Consider the following 18,121-nt stretch of genomic DNA (forward strand, 5'->3'; position numbering starts at 1 on the left):
CAGTGAGCAAGGGGGAAAGCGCTGATGGCTCAGCCGCCCAACCAGCCGCCGCAGGGTGGCTTCGGAGCGCCGCAGGAACCGCCGCCGGGTGGTGGGTTCGGACCGCCGCAGACGCCGCCACCCCCGCAGGGGCCACCGCAGACGCCGCCCCCGCAGGGACCGCCGGCCGGTGCGCCGCAGCCCGGGTACGGCTATCCGCAGCAGCCTCCCCAGCAGCCGGGCCCCTACACCTCAGGTCCGTACGCCTCCGGGCCCTACGGACAGCCGCAGCAGCCGGGGCCGTACGGGCAGCCCGGGTACGGGTACCCGCAGCCGCAGTTCCCCGGGGCGCCCGGCACCCCGCCCGGCGGATCCGGTTCCCGCAACCCCTTCAAGGGCAGGCCCGCCCTCGTCGCCGGTGCCGCGGTGGCCGCGCTGCTGGTGATCGGCGGCACCGTGTGGGCCGTCTCCGGCGACGACGGCAAGAAGGACAAGAAGCCGGTCTCCAAGCAGACCGACGACCCCAAGCCGGACACCTCCGGCGGCGCCCCGGTCAACCCCGGTGACGGCAGCGGTGACGGCGGCGACGACCCGGAGAACCTCAACGAGGGCCGCCAGGACGGCGAGTCCAAGGTGCTCTGGTACAAGGAGGCGCCCGACGCCCCCGGTTCCGGCGCCGACGCCCCCGGCATGTGGATCACCGACAAGACCGCGGTGAAGGCGGCCTACAAGGAGCTCTCCGCCTACAACGTCGGTGACGGCAAGCCCACCTGGGAGACCATCGCCTTCCCGCAGAAGATCTGCTCGGTCACCTCGCAGAAGACGTCCGACGACAAGGTCGTCATCGCCTACATGAGCGGCAGCAGCGACCGCGCCAAGTGCAACCAGCTCCAGCTCGTCGACCTCAACACCGGCGAGAAGGGCTGGACGGCCAAGGTCGACGACGGCGAGCTGTTCGACTCCGCGCTCTCCATCGAGATGTCCCTCACCGGCAACACGCTGATGGTGGGCCGCTCGCAGTCCGGCACGGCCTACGACGTGCGCACCGGCAAGGAGATGTTCGACGCCAAGAAGTACGGCGACGCACCCTGCTTCCCCGCCGCCTTCGCGGGCGGTGAGCGGCTGATCCAGGTCGCGTCCTGCGGCGCCGGCGGCGACAACGCCCACGACGAGGTGCGGGAGCTCGACCCGAAGACCGGCAAGGTCAAGTGGACCTACGCGTACGAGAAGGGCTGGAGGGTCGAGCGCGCCTTCTCCGTCGACCCGGTCGTCATCTACGCGACCAAGGACGAGGACGGCGACAAGAAGGCTTGGAACATCGCCGCCTTCACCGCCGGCGGCACGCTGCGCTCGCAGGTCGCGGTCGACGAGAACTTCGACCCCGGCTGCGGCTGGGCCATCCTCGCGCGCGACCTCCAGGGCTGCCAGGGCGTCGTCGTCGAGGGGGACACCCTCTACCTGCCCACCGAGGCGACCACCGGAGCCAACGAGATCGTCGCGATCAGCCTCGACAACGGCAAGGAGCGGTGGCGGGAATCCTCCCCGGCCCAGGAGTCGATGGTCCCGATGAAGACCGAGAACGGCAAGCTCATCGCCTACGTGGAGCCCTCGTACAACGCGGGCGGCCAAGTCGTCGCCCTTCCCCTCGCGGGCGGCAGCCACAAGCCGGCCGAGCTGATGCAGAACCCGCAGGGCGTCGCGGACATCGAGAACAGCTTCTTCAGCAAGGCGATCGACTGGGTCGACGGGCGCTTCTACATCTCGACGACCCGGCTGACCGGAAACGACGAGTCGAAGGAGAAGCTGATGCTCGCCTACGGCAAGTGAGCGCCGCTCCCGTCACCTTCCCGCCGCCCGTCGTCCCCTTCCCCGAGGTACTCACGTCATGACCCAGCCGCCCCCGCCGCCCAACCAGCCCCCGCAGCAGCCGGGGTTCGGGCCGCCGCAGGATCCCTCGCAGCAGCCCGCGCAGCCTCCGCAGAACGCTTCGCAGCAGCCCGCGCAGCCTCCGCAGCAGCCGTCCGCTCCTACGGGTCCCGATCTCAACAAGGCCCCCGAGCCCGGGTACGGGTATCCGCAGGCTCCGCAGAGCGCTCCGCCTGCCGCGCCTCCGGCGGCACCGCAGGGGCCCGGATACGGGTACCCGCAGCAGCCGCCGGCCGCCGGGTACGGGTACCCGGGGCAGCAGCCCGGGCCGTACGGGCAGCCGCAGCCGGGGGCCTACGGGCAGCCGCAGCAGCCGGGGCCGTACGGGCAGCCCGGGTACGGGTATCCGCAGCCGCCGACCATGCCCATGCAGCCGCAGCCGGGTGGCGGGAAGAAGTTCAACGCGCAGATGGCCATCATCGTGGCCGCGGTCGTGGCCATCGCGCTGATCGTCGGCGGCGGGGTCTGGTACGCGTCCGGCAAGGACGACGACAAGAAGACCACCGCGGAGGGCGGCGGGGGCAAGGAAGAGAAGAACGGTGAGGGCGGGGGCGGGACCGGGGGTTCCTCCTCCGGAGGCGGAGCCAAGGAGAAGGCTCCCGCCGACACCGCCTCCAAGGTGCTCTTCCAGGTGCCCGCGCCCAAGGTGCCCAAGGGCGTCTCGAGCATCGACACATCCGGTTCCTGGCTGACCGACACCGTGTACGCCAAGAGCGGCATCGCCGAGATCGTCGGGTACGACCGCGCCAAGGGCACCGAGAAGTGGACGATCGACCTGCCCGGACCGGTGTGCAGCGCGACCATGCACGTCACCGAGGACAACAAGACGGCGATCGTCCACAAGCCGGCGATGCCGGCCAAGGGTGAGCCGCAGGCCTGCACCCAGGTCGCGGTGGTCGACCTGGAGGCGGGCAAGCAGCTGTGGTCCAAGTCCGCCAAGTCCGGCACGATGCCGATCAGCTTCAACAACGTCACCCTCAGCGGTGGCACCGTGGCCGCGGGCAGCACCAGCGGCGGCGCCGCCTGGGAGATCGCCTCCGGCAAGCAGCTGTGGGCGCCCAAGACGTCCGACTCCTGCTACGACTCCGGGTACGGCGGCGGGGAGAAGCTGGTCGCGGTCCGCAAGTGCGGCTCGTACGAGCAGCGTCAGCTCCACATCCAGACCATCGACCCGAAGTCCGGGAACGTCGTCACCGAGTACAAGATGGACGAGGGCATCGAGTACGCCGCCGTCGTGTCCACCGACCCGCTGGTCGTGGCCGCCGACGTCGGTGACTCCGCCGGTGACGGCAGCGGCATCTCGGACTTCTTCTCCATCGACAACAAGACCGGCAAGCTGCGCCAGCGCATCTCCGCGCCGGGCGACGACTTCGCGGCCCGCTGCGACGCCATCTACAAGATGGAGAACTGCACCGGGCTGACGGTCGGCAACGACCGGCTGTACATCGCGACGGAGGAGCACGAGGGCAGCGGGGACTCGTACGGCCAGACCAACGAGGTCGTGGCGTTCGACCTCGCGACCGGCAAGCAGACCGGTCAGCGGGCCGACGCGGGTGACGACTACGAGATCACTCCGCTGCGGATGGACGGCGGAAACGTGATCGCGTACAAGCGTCCGCCCTACGACAAGGGCGGGCAGATCGTGAGCATCGACGGGGGGACCTTCAAGCAGACCGTGCTCCTGGAGAACCCGGCGACGGAGAGCGTGCGGGACGTCGAGGGGCGGATGCTGCCGACGTCCGCGGAGCTCCTGTACTCGCAGGGGGGTCTGTACATGTCGAAGGTGTACGCCAGTGACTTCTCGACGGGGGACAAGGAGTATCTGGTCATCGCGTTCGGCACCGGCTGATCGTTCGCGCGGTTTCTTGTGCGGCCCCGTCCCTGCTCAGGGACGGGGCCGTGCGCGTACCGCTCATCATGCGCTCATCGCCACCGAATGCGAGAATTTCGGCGATCCGGGGCGATTCTCGCCGGTAGGGGGAGCGCGGCGTCGAACAAGCGTGTAGCTTCCGGGGGCATCCGGGGGCATCCGGGGGTCCGGGGGTGCGTTGGTGTGGGGGGTTGGTTGTTCGATGGGTGTGCGGTTGCTGGTGGTCGACGACCACCGACTGCTCGCCGAGGCGCTGGCCTCGGCGTTGAAGCTGCGGGGGCACCGGGTGCTGGCCGCGGCGGCGCCGGCGGTGGGGGCGGCGGATCTGGTGATCAGCAGGGCGCCGGAGGTGTGTCTGCTGGGGACGGCGGCGCCGGCGGAGCCGGGGGCGTTCGATCCGGTGGTGAAGATCAAGCGGGAGCGGCCTCAGGTGGCGGTGGTCGTGCTGGGGCCGGTGCCGTCGCCCCGGGGGATCGCGGCGGCGTTCGCGGCAGGGGCGTCGGGGTACGTGCGGCACGACGAGCGCATCGAGGGTGTCGAGCGGGCGATCATGAAGGCGCGGGCGGGGGAGGCGGCGGTGGCGCCGCAGTTGTTGCAGGGGGCGTTCGGGGAGCTGCTCAATCCCGCGGCGCAGCCGGACGACGAGGGGCAGCGGCTGCTGCAGATGCTGACGCCCCGGGAGGTGGAGGTGCTGGTGCGGGTGGCGGAGGGGGAGGACACCCGGCTGATCGCGGCGGGGATGGGGATCGCGCCGTCCACGGCGCGGACGCATGTGCAGCGGGTGCTGATGAAACTGGGCGTGGGTTCGCGTCTTGAGGCGGCGGCGCTGGCCGCGCGGACCGGCCTCCTGGACCGGGCGGGCCCGCTCGACTGATGCCTGCGGCGCAGCGGGCTGTGCGGTGGGGGTGCGCGTAGCGCCTGGTGCCGGTGGGTGGGTCGGGGCCGGGTCGGGGGTGTACGTCCTCGGACTGGCGCGATCGGGCCTCTCGGTGGAGGTGCGGGGCGTTGACTCGCACCAGCCGCTGCGGGCGCACACCCCCGCCCCGTCCCCTCCGCGCCGTACGCGCCTTACGCGGCGTACGCGCCTCCTCCGCCGTCGTTCCCGCGGGCGGTCGTGCCGCGCCGGCCGTTCCCGCGGGCAGTCGTGCCGCTGGGGCGATGGGGGAGGGTGGGCGCGACGGCGCCCCGTGAGCGCCGGGCTGCGCCACCTCCGCCGGTCGGTACCCGCGCGGGGCACCCTGCCGGGGAGGGTGGCGCAACCCGCGCCCGGGTTACTCCTCCCGCTCGTCCGGTACGGCGTCCGGCGGTGGCGGAGCCGTCGGGCGGAGTTTGAGCCACAGCAGGAACAGCAGGCCGAGGATCAACATCCCCAGCCCCGTCCAGAGGTTGATGTTGACGCCCTCCGCCTTGTCGATGTCCGCGTCGGACGCGGTGAAGCCCGCGATCGTGACGATGACGCCGTACACGACGAACAGCCCACCGATGATCCGCCGGATGTCGAACAACCGGGCGGCCGTCGCGGACTTGGTCTCCAGATCGGTGATCTCCCGCTGGAGATCACGCTCGGAGTAGTGCTCGGACATGGTCTCTCAATCCTCCCGCGGTCAGAACGAGAACGGGATGTAGCAGGCGGCGGCCAGAATCACCGCGCCCCAGCCGAGCAGCGCCGGCTTGCGGTACCACGCGTCGTCGCCCTCCGCGGGCGGCTCCGCCATGCCGGGGGAGCGCGTGCCGTAGACCAGGCCCTCCAGTTCCTCGGCCGGCTTGGGCGCGGTGAACAGCGACACGGCGACCATGACCACCGCGCCCGCGACGAAGCCCGCGATCGCGGAGACGAAGTTGGCGCCCTGGTCGGAGGGGATGTCGATGATGCCCTGCTTGTAGATGACGAAGTAGTTGACCATCGCGGCGGTGGTGCCGGCGATCAGACCCCAGAAGCCCGACTTCATGGACGCGCGCTTCCAGAACATGCCGATGATGAAGACCACGAACATCGGCACGTTGAAGAAGGAGAACAGCGTCTGGAGGTAGCTCATGATGTTGGAGAAGGAGCTGGCCAGGAACGCCGTGCCGATGGAGGCGAGCACGCCGACCGCGGTGATCAGGCGGCCGAAGCGGACGTAGTACGCGTCCTCGCGGTGCTTCACCACGTACTTGGCCCAGATGTCGGCGGTGAAGACGGTGTTGAAGGACGAGACGTTCGCCGCCATGCCCGCCATGAACGCGGCCAGCAGGCCGGTCACGGCGATGCCCAGCACGCCGTTGGGCAGGAGCTGCTGCATGAGGTAGGGGATCGCGTCGTTGTACTGCAGGTCCGAGCCGCCGGTGCCGATCCTCGGGACCAGGACCGCCGCCACCAGGCCCGGGATCATCACCAGGAACACGATGAAGATCTTCGGGAACGCCGCGATGAGCGGGGTGCGCTGGGCCGCCGAGAGGTTCTTGGCGGACAGGGCGCGCTGCACCTCGGCGAAGTTCGTCGTCCAGTAGCCGAAGGAGAGGACGAAGCCGAGGCCGAGGATGATGGTCAGCCAGTTGGCACCGAGCGGGTTGTCACTGCCGATGCCGGTGCCGCCCCAGGCGGTCATGAAGTCGTCGCCGCGCGCCTCGGTGAGGGAGTCGGACAGGCCGTCCCAGCCGCCGACGCTCTTCAGGCCGAGGACCGTGATCGGGATGAGGGCGGCCAGGATGACGAAGAACTGCAGGACCTCGTTGTAGATCGCCGATGACAGGCCGCCCAGGGTGATGTAGGCCAGGACGAAGAAGCCGGCGACGACGATCGCCACCCACTGCGGCCAGCCCAGGAGGGCCTCGACGACGATCGCGAGGGCGTAGAGGTTGACGCCCGCGATCAGGATGGCGGCCGCCGCGAAGAGGATCGAGCTGAGCAGGTGGGCCGCCTTGTCGAAGCGCAGCAGCAGGAACTCGGGGACCGAGCGGACCTTGCTGCCGTAGTAGAACGGCATCATCACCAGGCCCAGGAACACCATCGCGGGGATGGCGCCGATCCAGTACCAGTGGGTCGTGTAGACGCCGTACTGGGCGCTGTTGGCCGCCATGCCGAGGATCTCGGTCGCGCCGAGGTTCGCCGCGATGAAGGCGAGGCCGGTGACCCAGGCGGGCAGGGAGCGTCCGGAGAGGAAGAAGTCGAGGCTGGTCCTGACCGAGCGGCGGGCGGCGAAGCCGATGCCCAGCACGACGACGAAGTAGATCCCGAGGATCGTGTAGTCCAGCCAGTTGGTGGGGAGTCGAAGCTCTGCGGCTAGGTATGTGGGGGTTTGCATACACACTCGCTTCGTTCGCGAACTGATCCGGTGCGGAACCTACGCCTCCGTGTTCAGTAATTGAACACTTTCGTTGACGTTCTTTGTTTGATTGTGATGAGGGCGATCCACTGGTGGGTTGTGATGTGTTATGTTTGATTCTGTTGGATGATTGGTGGGTGTAGAGGAGTGCGGCAGTGAAGAAGACCTCGACCCGACTGGCCGACGGTCGCGAGCTCGTCTACTACGACCTCGCCGACAACACCGTGCGGGACGCCGTGGACCGCCGTCCGCTGGACGCCACCGTCACCACGTCCGAGATCCGCCGCGACCCGCTGCTGGGCGATTCCGTCGCCGTCGCCTCGCACCGTCAGGGGCGCACGTACCACCCGCCGGCCGACGAGTGCCCGCTGTGCCCCTCCGAGGGCGAACGGCTGAGCGAGATCCCCGACTCGTCGTACGACGTGGTGGTCTTCGAGAACCGGTTCCCCTCGCTCGCCGGGGACTCGGGCCGGTGCGAGGTCGTCTGCTTCACCTCCGACCACCACGCCTCCTTCGCGGGCCTGAGCGAGCGGCAGGCCCGCCTGGTGCTGGATGCCTGGACCGACAGGACGTCCGAGCTGTCGCATCTGCCCTCCGTTGAACAGGTGTTCTGCTTCGAGAACCGGGGGGCCGAGATCGGCGTCACCCTCCAGCATCCGCACGGGCAGATCTACGCCTACCCCTTCACCACCCCCCGCACCGCCCTGATGCTGCGCCAAGTGGCCGCGCACAAGGAGGCGACCGGCGGGGAGAACCTGTTCGACGCCGTGGTGGAGCGGGAAACGGCGGGCGGGCGGATCGTCCTGGAGAGTGACCACTGGGTGGCCTTCGTGCCGTACGCGGCGCACTGGCCCTACGAGGTCCACCTGTACCCCAGGCGCCGGGTGCCCGACCTGCTCGGTCTCGAGGAGGCGGCGCGCACAGAGTTCCCCCAGGTGTATCTGGAACTCTTGAAGCGCTTCGACCGGATCTTCGGCGAAGGTGAGCCCCCCACGCCGTACATCGCGGCCTGGCACCAGGCGCCGTTCGGCGCGCTGGAGGAGTTCGACGGCGTCACGCGTGACGACTTCGCGCTCCATCTGGAGCTTTTCACCATCCGCCGCACGTCCGGCAAGCTGAAGTTCCTCGCGGGCTCCGAGTCCGGCATGAACGTGTTCATCAACGACGTGCCGCCGGAGCGCGCGGCCGAGCGACTGCGGGAGGTAGCGAGTTCATGAGCGGGAAGTACCTGGTCACCGGGGGTGCGGGGTATGTCGGCAGTGTCGTCGCCCAGCATCTGATCGAGGCCGGTCACGAGGTCGTCGTGCTCGACAACCTTTCCACCGGCTTCCGCGAAGGCGTCCCCGCGGACGCCTCCTTCGTCGAGGGCGACATCCGCGATGCCGCCGAATGGCTGGACTCCTCGTTCGACGGCGTGCTGCACTTCGCCGCCTTCTCGCAGGTCGGCGAGTCGGTGCTGAAGCCGGAGAAGTACTGGGACAACAACGTCGGCGGGACCATGGCGCTGCTCGGCGCGATGCGCGAGGCGGGCGTGCGCCGGCTGGTGTTCTCCTCCACGGCGGCGACGTACGGCGAACCGGAGGACGTGCCGATCCGCGAGTCCGCCCCGACCAGCCCCACCAGCCCGTACGGCGCCTCCAAGCTCGCCGTCGACCACATGATCACCGGTGAGGCCAGGGCCCACGGACTGGGCGCGGTCTCCCTGCGCTACTTCAACGTGGCCGGTGCGTACGGGCGGTACGGCGAGCGCCACGACCCCGAGTCGCATCTCATTCCGCTCGTGCTGCAGGTGGCCCAGGGACGGCGCGAGGCCATCTCGGTCTACGGCGACGACTACCCGACGCCCGACGGCACCTGCGTGCGCGACTACATCCACGTCGCCGACCTGGCCGAGGCCCATCTGCTGGCGCTGCGGGCCGCCGCGCCCGGCGAGCACCTGATCTGCAACCTCGGCAACGGCAACGGCTTCTCCGTCCGCGAGGTCGTCGAGACCGTGCGCCGGGTCACCGGGCACCCGGTGCCCGAGGTCGTGGCCCCGCGCCGCGGCGGCGACCCGGCGGTCCTGGTGGCGTCGGCCGCCGTGGCCCGCGAGAAGCTCGGCTGGAACCCGTCGCGCGCGGACCTCGCCGGGATCGTCGCGGACGCGTGGGAGTTCGCGCGGCGGCGCGCCGAGCAGGCCGGGGAGAAGGCAACGAAGGGGCAAGGGGTCAGGGCATGAGCGAGACCAGCGGGTCCGTCGCCGAGCGGTTCGAGCAGCTGTACGGGGCCGCGCCGGAGGGGGTGTGGGCGGCGCCGGGCCGGGTCAACCTGATCGGCGAGCACACCGACTACAACGACGGCTTCGTCATGCCGTTCGCGCTGCCGCACACCGCCGTCGCGGCGGTGTCCCGGCGCGAGGACGGCGTACTGCGCCTGCACTCCGCCGACGTGGACGGGCCGGTCGTGGAACTCGCGGTGGACGCCCTCGCCCCCGCGTCCGACAAGCGGTGGACCGCCTACCCGGCGGGTGTGGTGTGGGCGCTGCGCGAGGCCGGGCACGCGGTCACCGGAGCCGACGTCCACCTCGCCTCGAGGGTTCCGGCGGGGGCGGGCCTGTCGTCGTCGGCGGCCCTGGAGGTCGTGGTCGCGCTGGCGCTGAACGACCTGTTCGGCCTCGGGCTGCGCGGCCGGCAGCTGGCCCGGCTGTGCCAGCGCGCGGAGAACGTCTACGTCGGCGCCCCGGTCGGCATCATGGACCAGACGGCCTCGGCGTGCTGCGAGACCGGTCACGCCCTGTTCCTCGACACCCGCGACCTCACACAGCGTCAGATCCCCTTCGACCTGGCCGCCGAGGGCATGCGCCTGCTCGTCGTCGACACCCGGGTCAAGCACAGCCACAGCGAGGGCGAGTACGGCAAGCGCCGCGCCGGCTGCGAGAAGGGCGCGGCCCTGCTGGGCGTGGACGCGCTGAGGGACGTGCCGTTCGAGGAGCTGGACGCGGCGCTGGAGCGGCTGGGTGACGAGGAGGAGGTGCGCCGGCTGGTCCGCCACGTGGTGACGGAGGACGAGCGCGTCGAACGCGTGGTCCGGCTCCTGGAGTCGGGTGACACCCGGGCGATCGGCCCGGTCCTGGTCGAGGGGCACGCCTCCCTGCGGGACGACTTCCGGGTCTCCTGCCCGGAACTGGACCTGGTGGTGGACACGGCGGTGGGCGCGGGCGCGCTCGGCGCCCGGATGACCGGCGGCGGCTTCGGCGGCTCGGCCATCGTCCTGGCCGAGGAGGCCGACGTCCCCGCCGTCACCAAGGCGGTCGAGGAGGCGTTCGCGACGGCCGGGTTCGAGACCCCCCGGGTCTTCGGGGCGGTGCCGTCGGCGGGGGCGCGGCGGGTGCGCTGAGTCTCAGGTCAGCGCCTTGGTCAGGGTGTACTCGGTGATCCCCGGCGGGTAGTCGGGGATCACGCACACCACCTCGTAGCCCTGCCGCTTGTAGAACTCCGGGGCCTGGAAGTCCCAGGTCTCCACGCGGGAGGCCGTGCAGGCGCGTTCGGCGGCGGCGACGCGTTCGGCCTCCGCCAGCAGGCGGGAGCCCAGCCCCGCTCCCCGGTGGCCGCCGTCGACCCAGAGGTACGTCACGTGCAGCCAGGCCGTCCAGGTGTGGCCGACCAGACCGCCCGCGAGATCACCGTTCGCGTCCAACGCCCACACGTGCAAAGGCGCTTCACGCTCACCCGGGGTTCCGCGCAGGGCGCGCAGGACCGGTGAGGCCGCCGTGTTGGTGTCCCTCAGGCGCCTGCGGAGCAGATCACGTCGGGCCTTGTCGACTTCTGTCTCAAGACGAAACATGCGGCTCACCATAAACGCGTAAGGCCGCCAGTTCTGCAAATAACCTTCCGCTCCCGGCCCCCGCCCGTACTCTGATGTTCAGCGCCGGTGGGGGCCGGCGCCGTTCAGGGGGCGAGACAGTCGGGTACGGCGTCCGAGGCGGGGCCGGCGGCTGTCGCACGGCGGCGGCCGTGTGGCCGCGGTGGTCCGTCGCACGTCCGGTGAGTGAAGTGACGGTGACCTCGGCGTCGTACCCGCGCCGGTGTCGTCCTCCGACGATGGGGTAGTTCCCTGCTCTGGGAAGAGCTTGGGGAAGGGGGTTTCGTGGTTCGCGTTCGAGTCCTGGTCGTCGACGACCATCGCATCTTCGCCGAGTCACTGGCCGCGGCGCTGGCCGCGGAGCCGGACGTCGACGTGTCCGCGGCGGGCAGCGGCCCGGCCGCGCTGCGCTGTCTGGAGCGGGCGGCTTCCGAGGGACGGCGCTTCGACGTGCTGCTCGTCGACGCCGATCTGGGCGGCAGGGTGCCGGGCGGCCGGCCGGCCGTACCCGTGCAGGCCGGTGACGAGGACGGGCTCGTCGACGGGATATCGCTGGTCACCGGCGTGCGTTCGGCGCAGCCGCAGGTACGGATCGTCGTGCTCGCCGGGAAGGACGATCCGGCGCGGGCCGCGCTCGCCCTGCAGGCGGGAGCCTCCGGCTGGGTGGCCAAGGACTGTTCGCTGAACCGGCTGCTCACCGTCATCCGGGGGGTGCTGCGCGACGAGACGCACCTGCCGCCGGCGCTGCTCACCGGCGTGCTGCGCGAACTGACCGCCGCCCGGCGGCACCGCACCGAGAGCGAGCGGCTCGTGGAGTCCCTGACCCCGCGCGAGCGGGAGGTGCTCCGGTGCATGGTGGCGGGGCTGGGGCGCAAGGCGGTCGCCGAGCGCCTGTACCTGTCCCCGCACACCGTGCGCACCCACATGCAGAACGTCCTCGGGAAACTGGGCGTGCACTCCACCCTGGCCGCGGTGGCCCTTGCCCGCCGGGCGGGTGTCGGGCCCGTCGACCTAACCGGGGACGTTGTCGAACGGGGCGGTCAACTGGCGTAGGAGCCCGGCCAGTTCACCGCGCTGGGCGCGGGTGAGTTCCCCGAGGATCGCCCGTTCCTGCGCCAGCAGACCGGCCAGTGCCTGGTCGGCGCGGTCGCGGCCCTCGTCCGTGAGCCGGACCAGGACCCCGCGTCGGTCACTGGGGTCGGGCAGCCGCTCCACCAGGCCCTTCTTGGTGAGGCGGTCGATGCGGTTGGTCATGGTGCCCGAGGTGACGAGCGTCTGGGTGAGGAGCTGCCCCGGGGAGAGCTGGTACGGCGTGCCCGCGCGGCGCAGCGCGGTCAGGACGTCGAACTCCCAGGACTCCAGGCCGTGCTCGGTGAACGCGAGCCGGCGCGCCCGGTCCAGGTGCCGGGCCAGTCTGCTCACCCGGCTGAGCACCTCGAGCGGTTCCACGTCGAGGTCCGGGCGCTCCCGGCGCCACGCTGCGACCAGCCGATCGACCTCGTCCTCCATGGCGATCAGTGTAGTGGTTGTGTCGACGTGAAGTCTCTTGATGTCAAACATCTTGACGTCGAGATGGATGTGGGGTGACGCTGGGCACCCGTCATCGGCGATCGGGAGGCACCATGTCCGCAGCGACCCCCACCTGGGACCCCGCCCAGTACCTGCGTCACGCCGGTCACCGAGCCCGGCCCTTCACCGACCTGCTCGCCCGCGTCCCGGAGCCGCCGGGGGACCGGCCGCGCATCGCCGACCTCGGCTGCGGCGCCGGCAACGTCACCGCGCTCCTCGCCGGCCGCTGGCCCACCGCCCGCATCACCGGCTACGACAACTCGCCCGGGATGCTCGACAGGGCCCACGTCGACCACGAGGGCCCGACCCCCGGGGGCGGCCGGCTGGACTTCGCCCACGCCGACGTCCGCACGTGGACACCGGACGAGCCCTGCGACCTGATCGTCAGCAACGCCGCACTCCAGTGGATTCCGGGGCACGCGGACCGGTTCCCGCAGTGGATCGCCGGACTCGCCCCCGGCGGCACCCTCGCCTTCCAGGTGCCGGGCAACTTCGACGCCCCCAGCCACGTACTGATGCGCGAACTGGCCGCCTCCCCGCGCCACCGCGCCCGCCTGTCCGGCGTCCTGCGCCACGACGAGGCGGTGCTGAGGCCGGAGGCGTACCTGGAGCGCCTGACCGCACTCGGCTGCGCGACCGACGCGTGGGAGACGACGTACGTCCACCTGCTGGCGGGCGAGGACCCGGTCCTCGACTGGGTCGCGGGCACGGGCCTGCGCCCGGTCCTGACCGCCCTCGCCGACGACCCGGAGGCGCGGGACGCGTTCGTCGCCGAGTACCGCGACGCCCTGCGCGCCGCCTACCCCGCCACCCCCCACGGCACGCCGTTCCGCTTCCGCCGCGTCTTCGCCGTCGCCGTCAAGCAGGCCTGAGGGGGTGCTCGCCGCCGTGAACCACAGGCGGCGAGCACCCCTGCTAGGACTTGCGGTGACCTATCAGCCGCGGCTTGGGTTCCAGGCCGTCCAGGCCGTGCCAGGCCAGGTTGACCAGGTGGGCCGCCACCTCCGCCTTCTTCGGCTTGCGGACGTCCAGCCACCACTGGCCCGTCAGGGCGACCATGCCGACCAGGGCCTGCGCGTACAGCGGGGCCAGCTTCGGGTCGAAGCCGCGGCTCTTGAACTCCCGGCCCAGGATGTCCTCCACCTGCGTGGCGATGTCCGAGATCAGCGAGGCGAACGACCCCGTCGACTGGGGGATGGGGGAGTCCCGGACCAGGATGCGGAAACCGTCCGTGTACTCCTCGATGTAGTCCAGGAGCGCGAACGCGGCCTGCTCGCACAGCTCGCGGGGATGGCCGGCCGTCAGCGAACCGGTCACCATGTCCAGCAGGCGCCGCATCTCGCGGTCCACCACCACCGCGTACAGGCCCTCCTTGCCGCCGAAGTGCTCGTACACCACCGGCTTGGAGACCCCGGCCTTCGCCGCGATCTCCTCGACCGACGTGCCCTCGAAGCCCTTCGCCGCGAACAGGGTGCGGCCGATCTCCAGCAGCTGCTGGCGGCGCTCCGCACCGGTCATCCGGGTGCGGCGCGCACGCCGCGGCTTGTCATTGCTCGGGGTGCTGCTGGAGTCGGTCGCCACAGCGACCATCATGCCGCCTCGGCGGACTCCGTCCCCTGCCGGGCGCCGCCTTCCACCGAGTAGCGGCGCGAATCGATGCGCGAGCGTGACGGCCACCGCACGTCGTACGCCCAGCCCAGCTGCTCGAACCAGCGGATCAGACGGGCGGAGGAGTCCAGCTGCCCGCGCTCCACCCCGTGGCGCGCGGACGTGGGGTCGGCGTGGTGCAGGTTGTGCCAGGACTCACCGCAGGACAGGACCGCCAGCCACCACACGTTGCCCGAGCGGTCGCGCGACTTGAAGGGACGCTTGCCGACCGCGTGGCAGATCGAGTTGATCGACCACGTCACGTGGTGCAGCAGCGCCACCCGGACCAGCGAGCCCCAGAAGAAACCGGTGAACGCGCCCCACCACGACATGGTGACCAGGCCGCCGATCAGCGCGGGCAGCGCCAGCGAGAGCGCCGTCCACAGGATGAACCACCGGGAGATCGCGCGCAGCGTCCTGTCCTTGATCAGATCCGGCGCGTACTTGTCCTGCGGGGTCTGCTCCTCGTCGAACATCCAGCCGATGTGCGCCCACCACAGGCCCTTCATCAGCGCCGGGACCGTCTCCCCGTACTTCCACGGCGAATGCGGGTCGCCGTCGGCGTCGGAGAACTTGTGGTGCTTGCGGTGATCGGCCACCCACCGCACCAGCGGGCCCTCGACCGCCATGGACCCCGCGATCGCCAGCGCGATCTTCAGGGGCCGCTTCGCCTTGAACGACCCGTGCGTGAAGTGACGGTGGAAGCCGATGGTGATGCCGTGGCACCCGAGGAAGTAGAAGAAGACCAGCAGACCGAGGTCCAGCCAGCTCACCCCCCACCCCCACGCCAGCGGCACCGCCGCCACCAGCGCCAGGAAGGGGACGGTGATGAAGAGCAGCAGGGTGATCTGCTCGATGGAACGCTTGCGCTCGCCGCCCAGCGTGGCGGAGGGCGCCACGTCGTCGGACCGCGACTGCTTCGAGGCTTCGTCGAGCACGTCGGAACTTGAGGTCATACGTGTCCCCTGTGGGGTATGTGGACTGAGGGTCGGTGCCGGGCCGCGGAACCGACGGCCTTCCTACGGTTCCGTAACCTACGGCAACGTAAGTATGGCAGTGCGTCGCCCGGCGGCAAGAGCCCGTGAGCCTGCGCGTCCGGGTCGGCACCTATCCTTGAGGTCGGTCGGACAGCGCGGTCCGCTCTGATTTCTGCCCGGACGCCCGGCCCGTGAGCGGCGCACGCCGCGCGAGACGCCGTCCGGGTTCCCTCCCAGACGAGCTTCAACACTGCAAGGAGCCGCACCTGTGAGCAGTGCCGACGACCAGACCACCACGACGAGCAGCGAGCTGCGTGCCGACATCCGCCGGCTGGGTGATCTCCTAGGAGAGACCCTGGTCCGCCAGGAGGGCCCGGAACTGCTCGACCTCGTCGAGAAGGTACGCCGACTCACCCGTGAGGACGGCGAGGCCGCCGCCGAGCTGCTGCGGGGCACCGAACTCCAGACCGCGGCCAAGCTGGTCCGCGCCTTCTCCACCTACTTCCACCTCGCCAACGTCACCGAGCAGGTGCACCGCGGCCGTGAACTGCGCGCCCGCCGCGCCGCCGAGGGCGGGCTGCTCTCCCGCACCGCCGACCGGCTCAAGGACGCCGACCCCGAGCACCTGCGGGAGACCGTGCGGCACCTCAACGTGCGGCCCGTCTTCACCGCCCACCCCACCGAGGCCGCCCGCCGCTCCGTCCTCAACAAGCTCCGCCGGATCGCGGCCCTCCTCGACACCCCGGTCATCGCCACCGACCGGCGCCGCCTGGACACCCGGCTCGCCGAGAACATCGACCTCGTCTGGCAGACCGACGAACTGCGCGTGGTGCGCCCCGAGCCCGCCGACGAGGCCCGCAACGCCATCTACTACCTCGACGAGCTGCACGCCGGCGCGGTCGGCGACGTCCTGGAGGACCTCACGGCCGAGCTGGAGCGCGTCGGCGTCCACCTCCCCGACGACACCCGCCCCCTCACCTTCGGCACCTGGATCGGCGGCGACCGCGACGGCAACCCCAACGTCACCCCCCAGGTCACCTGGGACGTCCTCATCCTCCAGCACGAACACGGCATCAACGACGCCCTGGAGATGATCGACGAACTGCGCGGCTTCCTCTCCAACTCCATCCGCTACGCCGGAGCCACCGAGGAACTGCTGACCTCCCTCCAGGCCGACCTCGACGCCCTCCCCGAGATCAGCCCCCGCTACAAGCGGCTCAACGCCGAGGAGCCCTACCGGCTCAAGGCCACCTGCATCCGGCAGAAGCTGGAGAACACCAAGCTCCGCCTCGCCAAGGGCACCGGGCACGAACCCGGCCGCGACTACCTCGGCACCGGCGAACTCATCACCGACCTGCGCATCGTCCAGGCCTCCCTGCGCGAACACCGCGGCGGGCTGTTCGCCGACGGCCGCCTCGCCCGTACGATCCGCACCCTGGCCGCCTTCGGCCTCCAGCTCGCCACCATGGACGTGCGCGAGCACGCCGACGCCCACCACCACGCCCTCGGCCAGCTCTTCGACCGGCTCGGCGAGGAGTCGTGGCGGTACGCCGACATGCCCCGCGACTACCGGTCCAAGCTGCTCGCCAAGGAACTGCGCAGCAGAAGGCCGCTCGCCCCCACCCCGGCGCCCGTCGACGCCGCGGGCGAGAAGACCCTCGGCGTGTTCCAGACCGTCAGGCGGGCCCTGGAGGTCTTCGGACCCGAGGTCATCGAGTCGTACATCATCTCCATGTGCCAGGGCGCCGACGACGTCTTCGCCGCCGCCGTGCTGGCCCGCGAGGCCGGGCTCATCGACCTGCACGCCGGCTGGGCGAAGATCGGCATCGTCCCGCTGCTCGAGACCACCGACGAGCTCAAGGCCGCCGACACCATCCTCGAGGACATGCTCGCCGACCCCTCCTACCGGCGTCTCGTCGCCCTGCGCGGCGACGTCCAGGAGGTCATGCTCGGCTACTCCGACTCCTCCAAGTTCGGCGGCATCACCACCAGCCAGTGGGAGATCCACCGCGCCCAGCGCCGCCTGCGCGACGTCGCCCACCGCTACGGCGTCCGGCTGCGCCTCTTCCACGGCCGCGGCGGCACCGTCGGCCGCGGCGGCGGCCCCACCCACGACGCCATCCTCGCCCAGCCCTGGGGCACCCTGGAGGGCGAGATCAAGGTGACCGAGCAGGGCGAGGTCATCTCCGACAAGTACCTGATCCCCGCGCTCGCCCGGGAGAACCTGGAGCTGTCCGTCGCGGCCACCCTCCAGGCGTCCGCCCTGCACACCGCGCCCCGCCAGTCCGACGAGGCGCTGGCCCGCTGGGACGCCGCCATGGACGTCGTCTCCGACGCCGCCCACACCGCCTACCGCAGGCTCGTCGAGGACCCCGACCTGCCGACGTACTTCCTGGCCTCCACGCCGGTCGACCAGCTCGCCGACCTGCACCTGGGCTCGCGGCCCTCCCGCCGCCCCGGCTCCGGCGTCTCGCTCGACGGACTGCGCGCCATCCCGTGGGTGTTCGGCTGGACCCAGTCCCGGCAGATCGTCCCCGGCTGGTACGGCGTCGGTTCCGGGCTGAAGGCCCTGCGCGAGGCCGGCCTGGACACCGTCCTGGACGAGATGCACCAGCAGTGGCACTTCTTCCGCAACTTCATCTCCAACGTGGAGATGACCCTGGCCAAGACCGACCTGCGCATCGCCCAGCACTACGTCGACACCCTCGTCCCCGACGAGCTCAAGCACGTCTTCGACGCCATCAAGGCCGAGCACGAGCTGACCGTCGCCGAGGTCCTGCGGATCACCGGCGAACAGGAACTCCTCGACGCCAACCCCGTCCTGAAGCAGACCTTCAGCATCCGCGACGCCTACCTGGACCCGATCTCCTACCTCCAGGTGGCCCTCCTCAAGCGCCAGCGCGACGCCGCCGAGTCCGGCACCGAACCCGACCCGCTGCTCTCCCGGGCCCTGCTGCTCACCGTCAACGGCGTGGCGGCCGGCCTGCGCAACACCGGCTGACCCGCCC

At 70.9% G+C, this 18,121-nt stretch carries 15 protein-coding genes; 9 read left to right on the plus strand and 6 right to left on the minus strand.

The window, feature by feature from the left end; genetic code table 11:
- Positions 1-24 precede the first annotated feature (24 nt).
- The 3 genes from F1615_RS11645 to F1615_RS11655 all read left to right on the plus strand — a co-directional run bounded on the left by F1615_RS11645 (position 25) and on the right by F1615_RS11655 (position 4,649).
- Positions 25-1,806 (plus strand): PQQ-binding-like beta-propeller repeat protein, encoded by a 1,782-nt coding sequence (locus F1615_RS11645; RefSeq protein WP_149548832.1) that lies wholly within the window; start codon positions 25-27, stop codon positions 1,804-1,806.
- A gap of 58 nt (positions 1,807-1,864) precedes the next feature.
- Positions 1,865-3,754, plus strand: coding sequence for a PQQ-binding-like beta-propeller repeat protein (locus F1615_RS11650; protein ID WP_149548833.1), 1,890 nt, complete (start codon positions 1,865-1,867; stop codon positions 3,752-3,754).
- A gap of 223 nt (positions 3,755-3,977) precedes the next feature.
- Positions 3,978-4,649, plus strand: a complete 672-nt coding sequence (locus F1615_RS11655; RefSeq protein WP_149548834.1) for a helix-turn-helix transcriptional regulator — start codon at positions 3,978-3,980, stop codon at positions 4,647-4,649.
- A 397-nt stretch (positions 4,650-5,046) separates the two neighbouring features.
- Here F1615_RS11655 and F1615_RS11660 read toward each other — a convergent pair whose 3' ends face one another.
- Both F1615_RS11660 and F1615_RS11665 read right to left on the minus strand, forming a co-directional pair.
- Complete coding sequence (locus F1615_RS11660) at positions 5,047-5,358, minus strand: hypothetical protein (RefSeq protein WP_149548835.1); 312 nt, start codon at positions 5,356-5,358, stop codon at positions 5,047-5,049.
- 21 nt (positions 5,359-5,379) lie between these two features.
- Positions 5,380-7,059, minus strand: a complete 1,680-nt coding sequence (locus F1615_RS11665) for a sodium:solute symporter family protein (RefSeq protein WP_149548836.1) — start codon at positions 7,057-7,059, stop codon at positions 5,380-5,382.
- Positions 7,060-7,235: 176 nt separating this feature from the next.
- Between F1615_RS11665 and galT the strand changes: the two genes are divergently transcribed.
- Genes galT through galK form a run of 3 tightly spaced genes read left to right on the plus strand, consistent with a single transcriptional unit; the run spans position 7,236 to position 10,455 of the window.
- A complete protein-coding gene (galT, locus tag F1615_RS11670) occupies positions 7,236-8,297 on the plus strand; it encodes a galactose-1-phosphate uridylyltransferase (protein ID WP_149548837.1) in 1,062 nt (353 codons plus the stop codon).
- Positions 8,294-9,298, plus strand: a complete 1,005-nt coding sequence (gene galE, locus F1615_RS11675) for a UDP-glucose 4-epimerase GalE (protein WP_149548838.1) — start codon at positions 8,294-8,296, stop codon at positions 9,296-9,298. Before galT ends, galE begins: the two co-directional genes overlap by 4 nt.
- Positions 9,295-10,455: a galactokinase gene (galK, locus tag F1615_RS11680; protein WP_149548839.1), complete on the plus strand. Its 1,161-nt coding sequence runs from the start codon at positions 9,295-9,297 to the stop codon at positions 10,453-10,455. Before galE ends, galK begins: the two co-directional genes overlap by 4 nt.
- 3 nt (positions 10,456-10,458) lie before the next feature.
- Here the strand turns inward: galK and F1615_RS11685 are convergent, their stop codons facing one another.
- On the minus strand, positions 10,459-10,914 hold the full coding sequence (locus F1615_RS11685; protein ID WP_208818292.1) for a GNAT family N-acetyltransferase: 456 nt from the start codon (positions 10,912-10,914) through the stop codon (positions 10,459-10,461).
- Between the two features lie 291 nt (positions 10,915-11,205).
- Between F1615_RS11685 and F1615_RS11690 the strand changes: the two genes are divergently transcribed.
- A complete protein-coding gene (locus tag F1615_RS11690) occupies positions 11,206-11,973 on the plus strand; it encodes a response regulator transcription factor (protein ID WP_149548841.1) in 768 nt (255 codons plus the stop codon).
- Here F1615_RS11690 and tamR read toward each other — a convergent pair.
- Positions 11,932-12,429 carry a MarR family transcriptional regulator TamR gene (gene tamR / locus F1615_RS11695; protein WP_149548842.1) on the minus strand — a complete coding sequence of 166 codons (498 nt, stop codon included), beginning with the start codon at positions 12,427-12,429 and terminating at the stop codon, positions 11,932-11,934. The genes F1615_RS11690 and tamR overlap by 42 nt on opposite strands.
- A gap of 113 nt (positions 12,430-12,542) precedes the next feature.
- Between tamR and F1615_RS11700 the strand changes: the two genes are divergently transcribed.
- Positions 12,543-13,361, plus strand: coding sequence for a trans-aconitate 2-methyltransferase (locus F1615_RS11700; RefSeq protein ID WP_149548843.1), 819 nt, complete (start codon positions 12,543-12,545; stop codon positions 13,359-13,361).
- Between the two features lie 43 nt (positions 13,362-13,404).
- Here the strand turns inward: F1615_RS11700 and F1615_RS11705 are convergent, their stop codons facing one another.
- Together F1615_RS11705 and F1615_RS11710 are read right to left on the minus strand one after the other, a co-directional pair.
- Entirely contained in the window at positions 13,405-14,082 is a 678-nt protein-coding gene (locus tag F1615_RS11705) for a TetR/AcrR family transcriptional regulator (protein WP_030870343.1), read from the minus strand.
- Entirely contained in the window at positions 14,079-15,092 is a 1,014-nt protein-coding gene (locus F1615_RS11710) for an acyl-CoA desaturase (RefSeq protein ID WP_149548844.1), read from the minus strand. Before F1615_RS11710 ends, F1615_RS11705 begins: the two co-directional genes overlap by 4 nt.
- Before the next feature lie 289 nt (positions 15,093-15,381).
- On the opposite strand from F1615_RS11710, the gene ppc reads away from it, so the two are divergent.
- A complete protein-coding gene (gene ppc / locus F1615_RS11715; RefSeq protein ID WP_149548845.1) occupies positions 15,382-18,114 on the plus strand; it encodes a phosphoenolpyruvate carboxylase in 2,733 nt (910 codons plus the stop codon).
- Positions 18,115-18,121 lie beyond the last annotated feature (7 nt).

Source organism: Streptomyces marokkonensis, from assembly GCF_008312835.1.
Lineage (GTDB): Bacteria > Actinomycetota > Actinomycetes > Streptomycetales > Streptomycetaceae > Streptomyces > Streptomyces marokkonensis_A.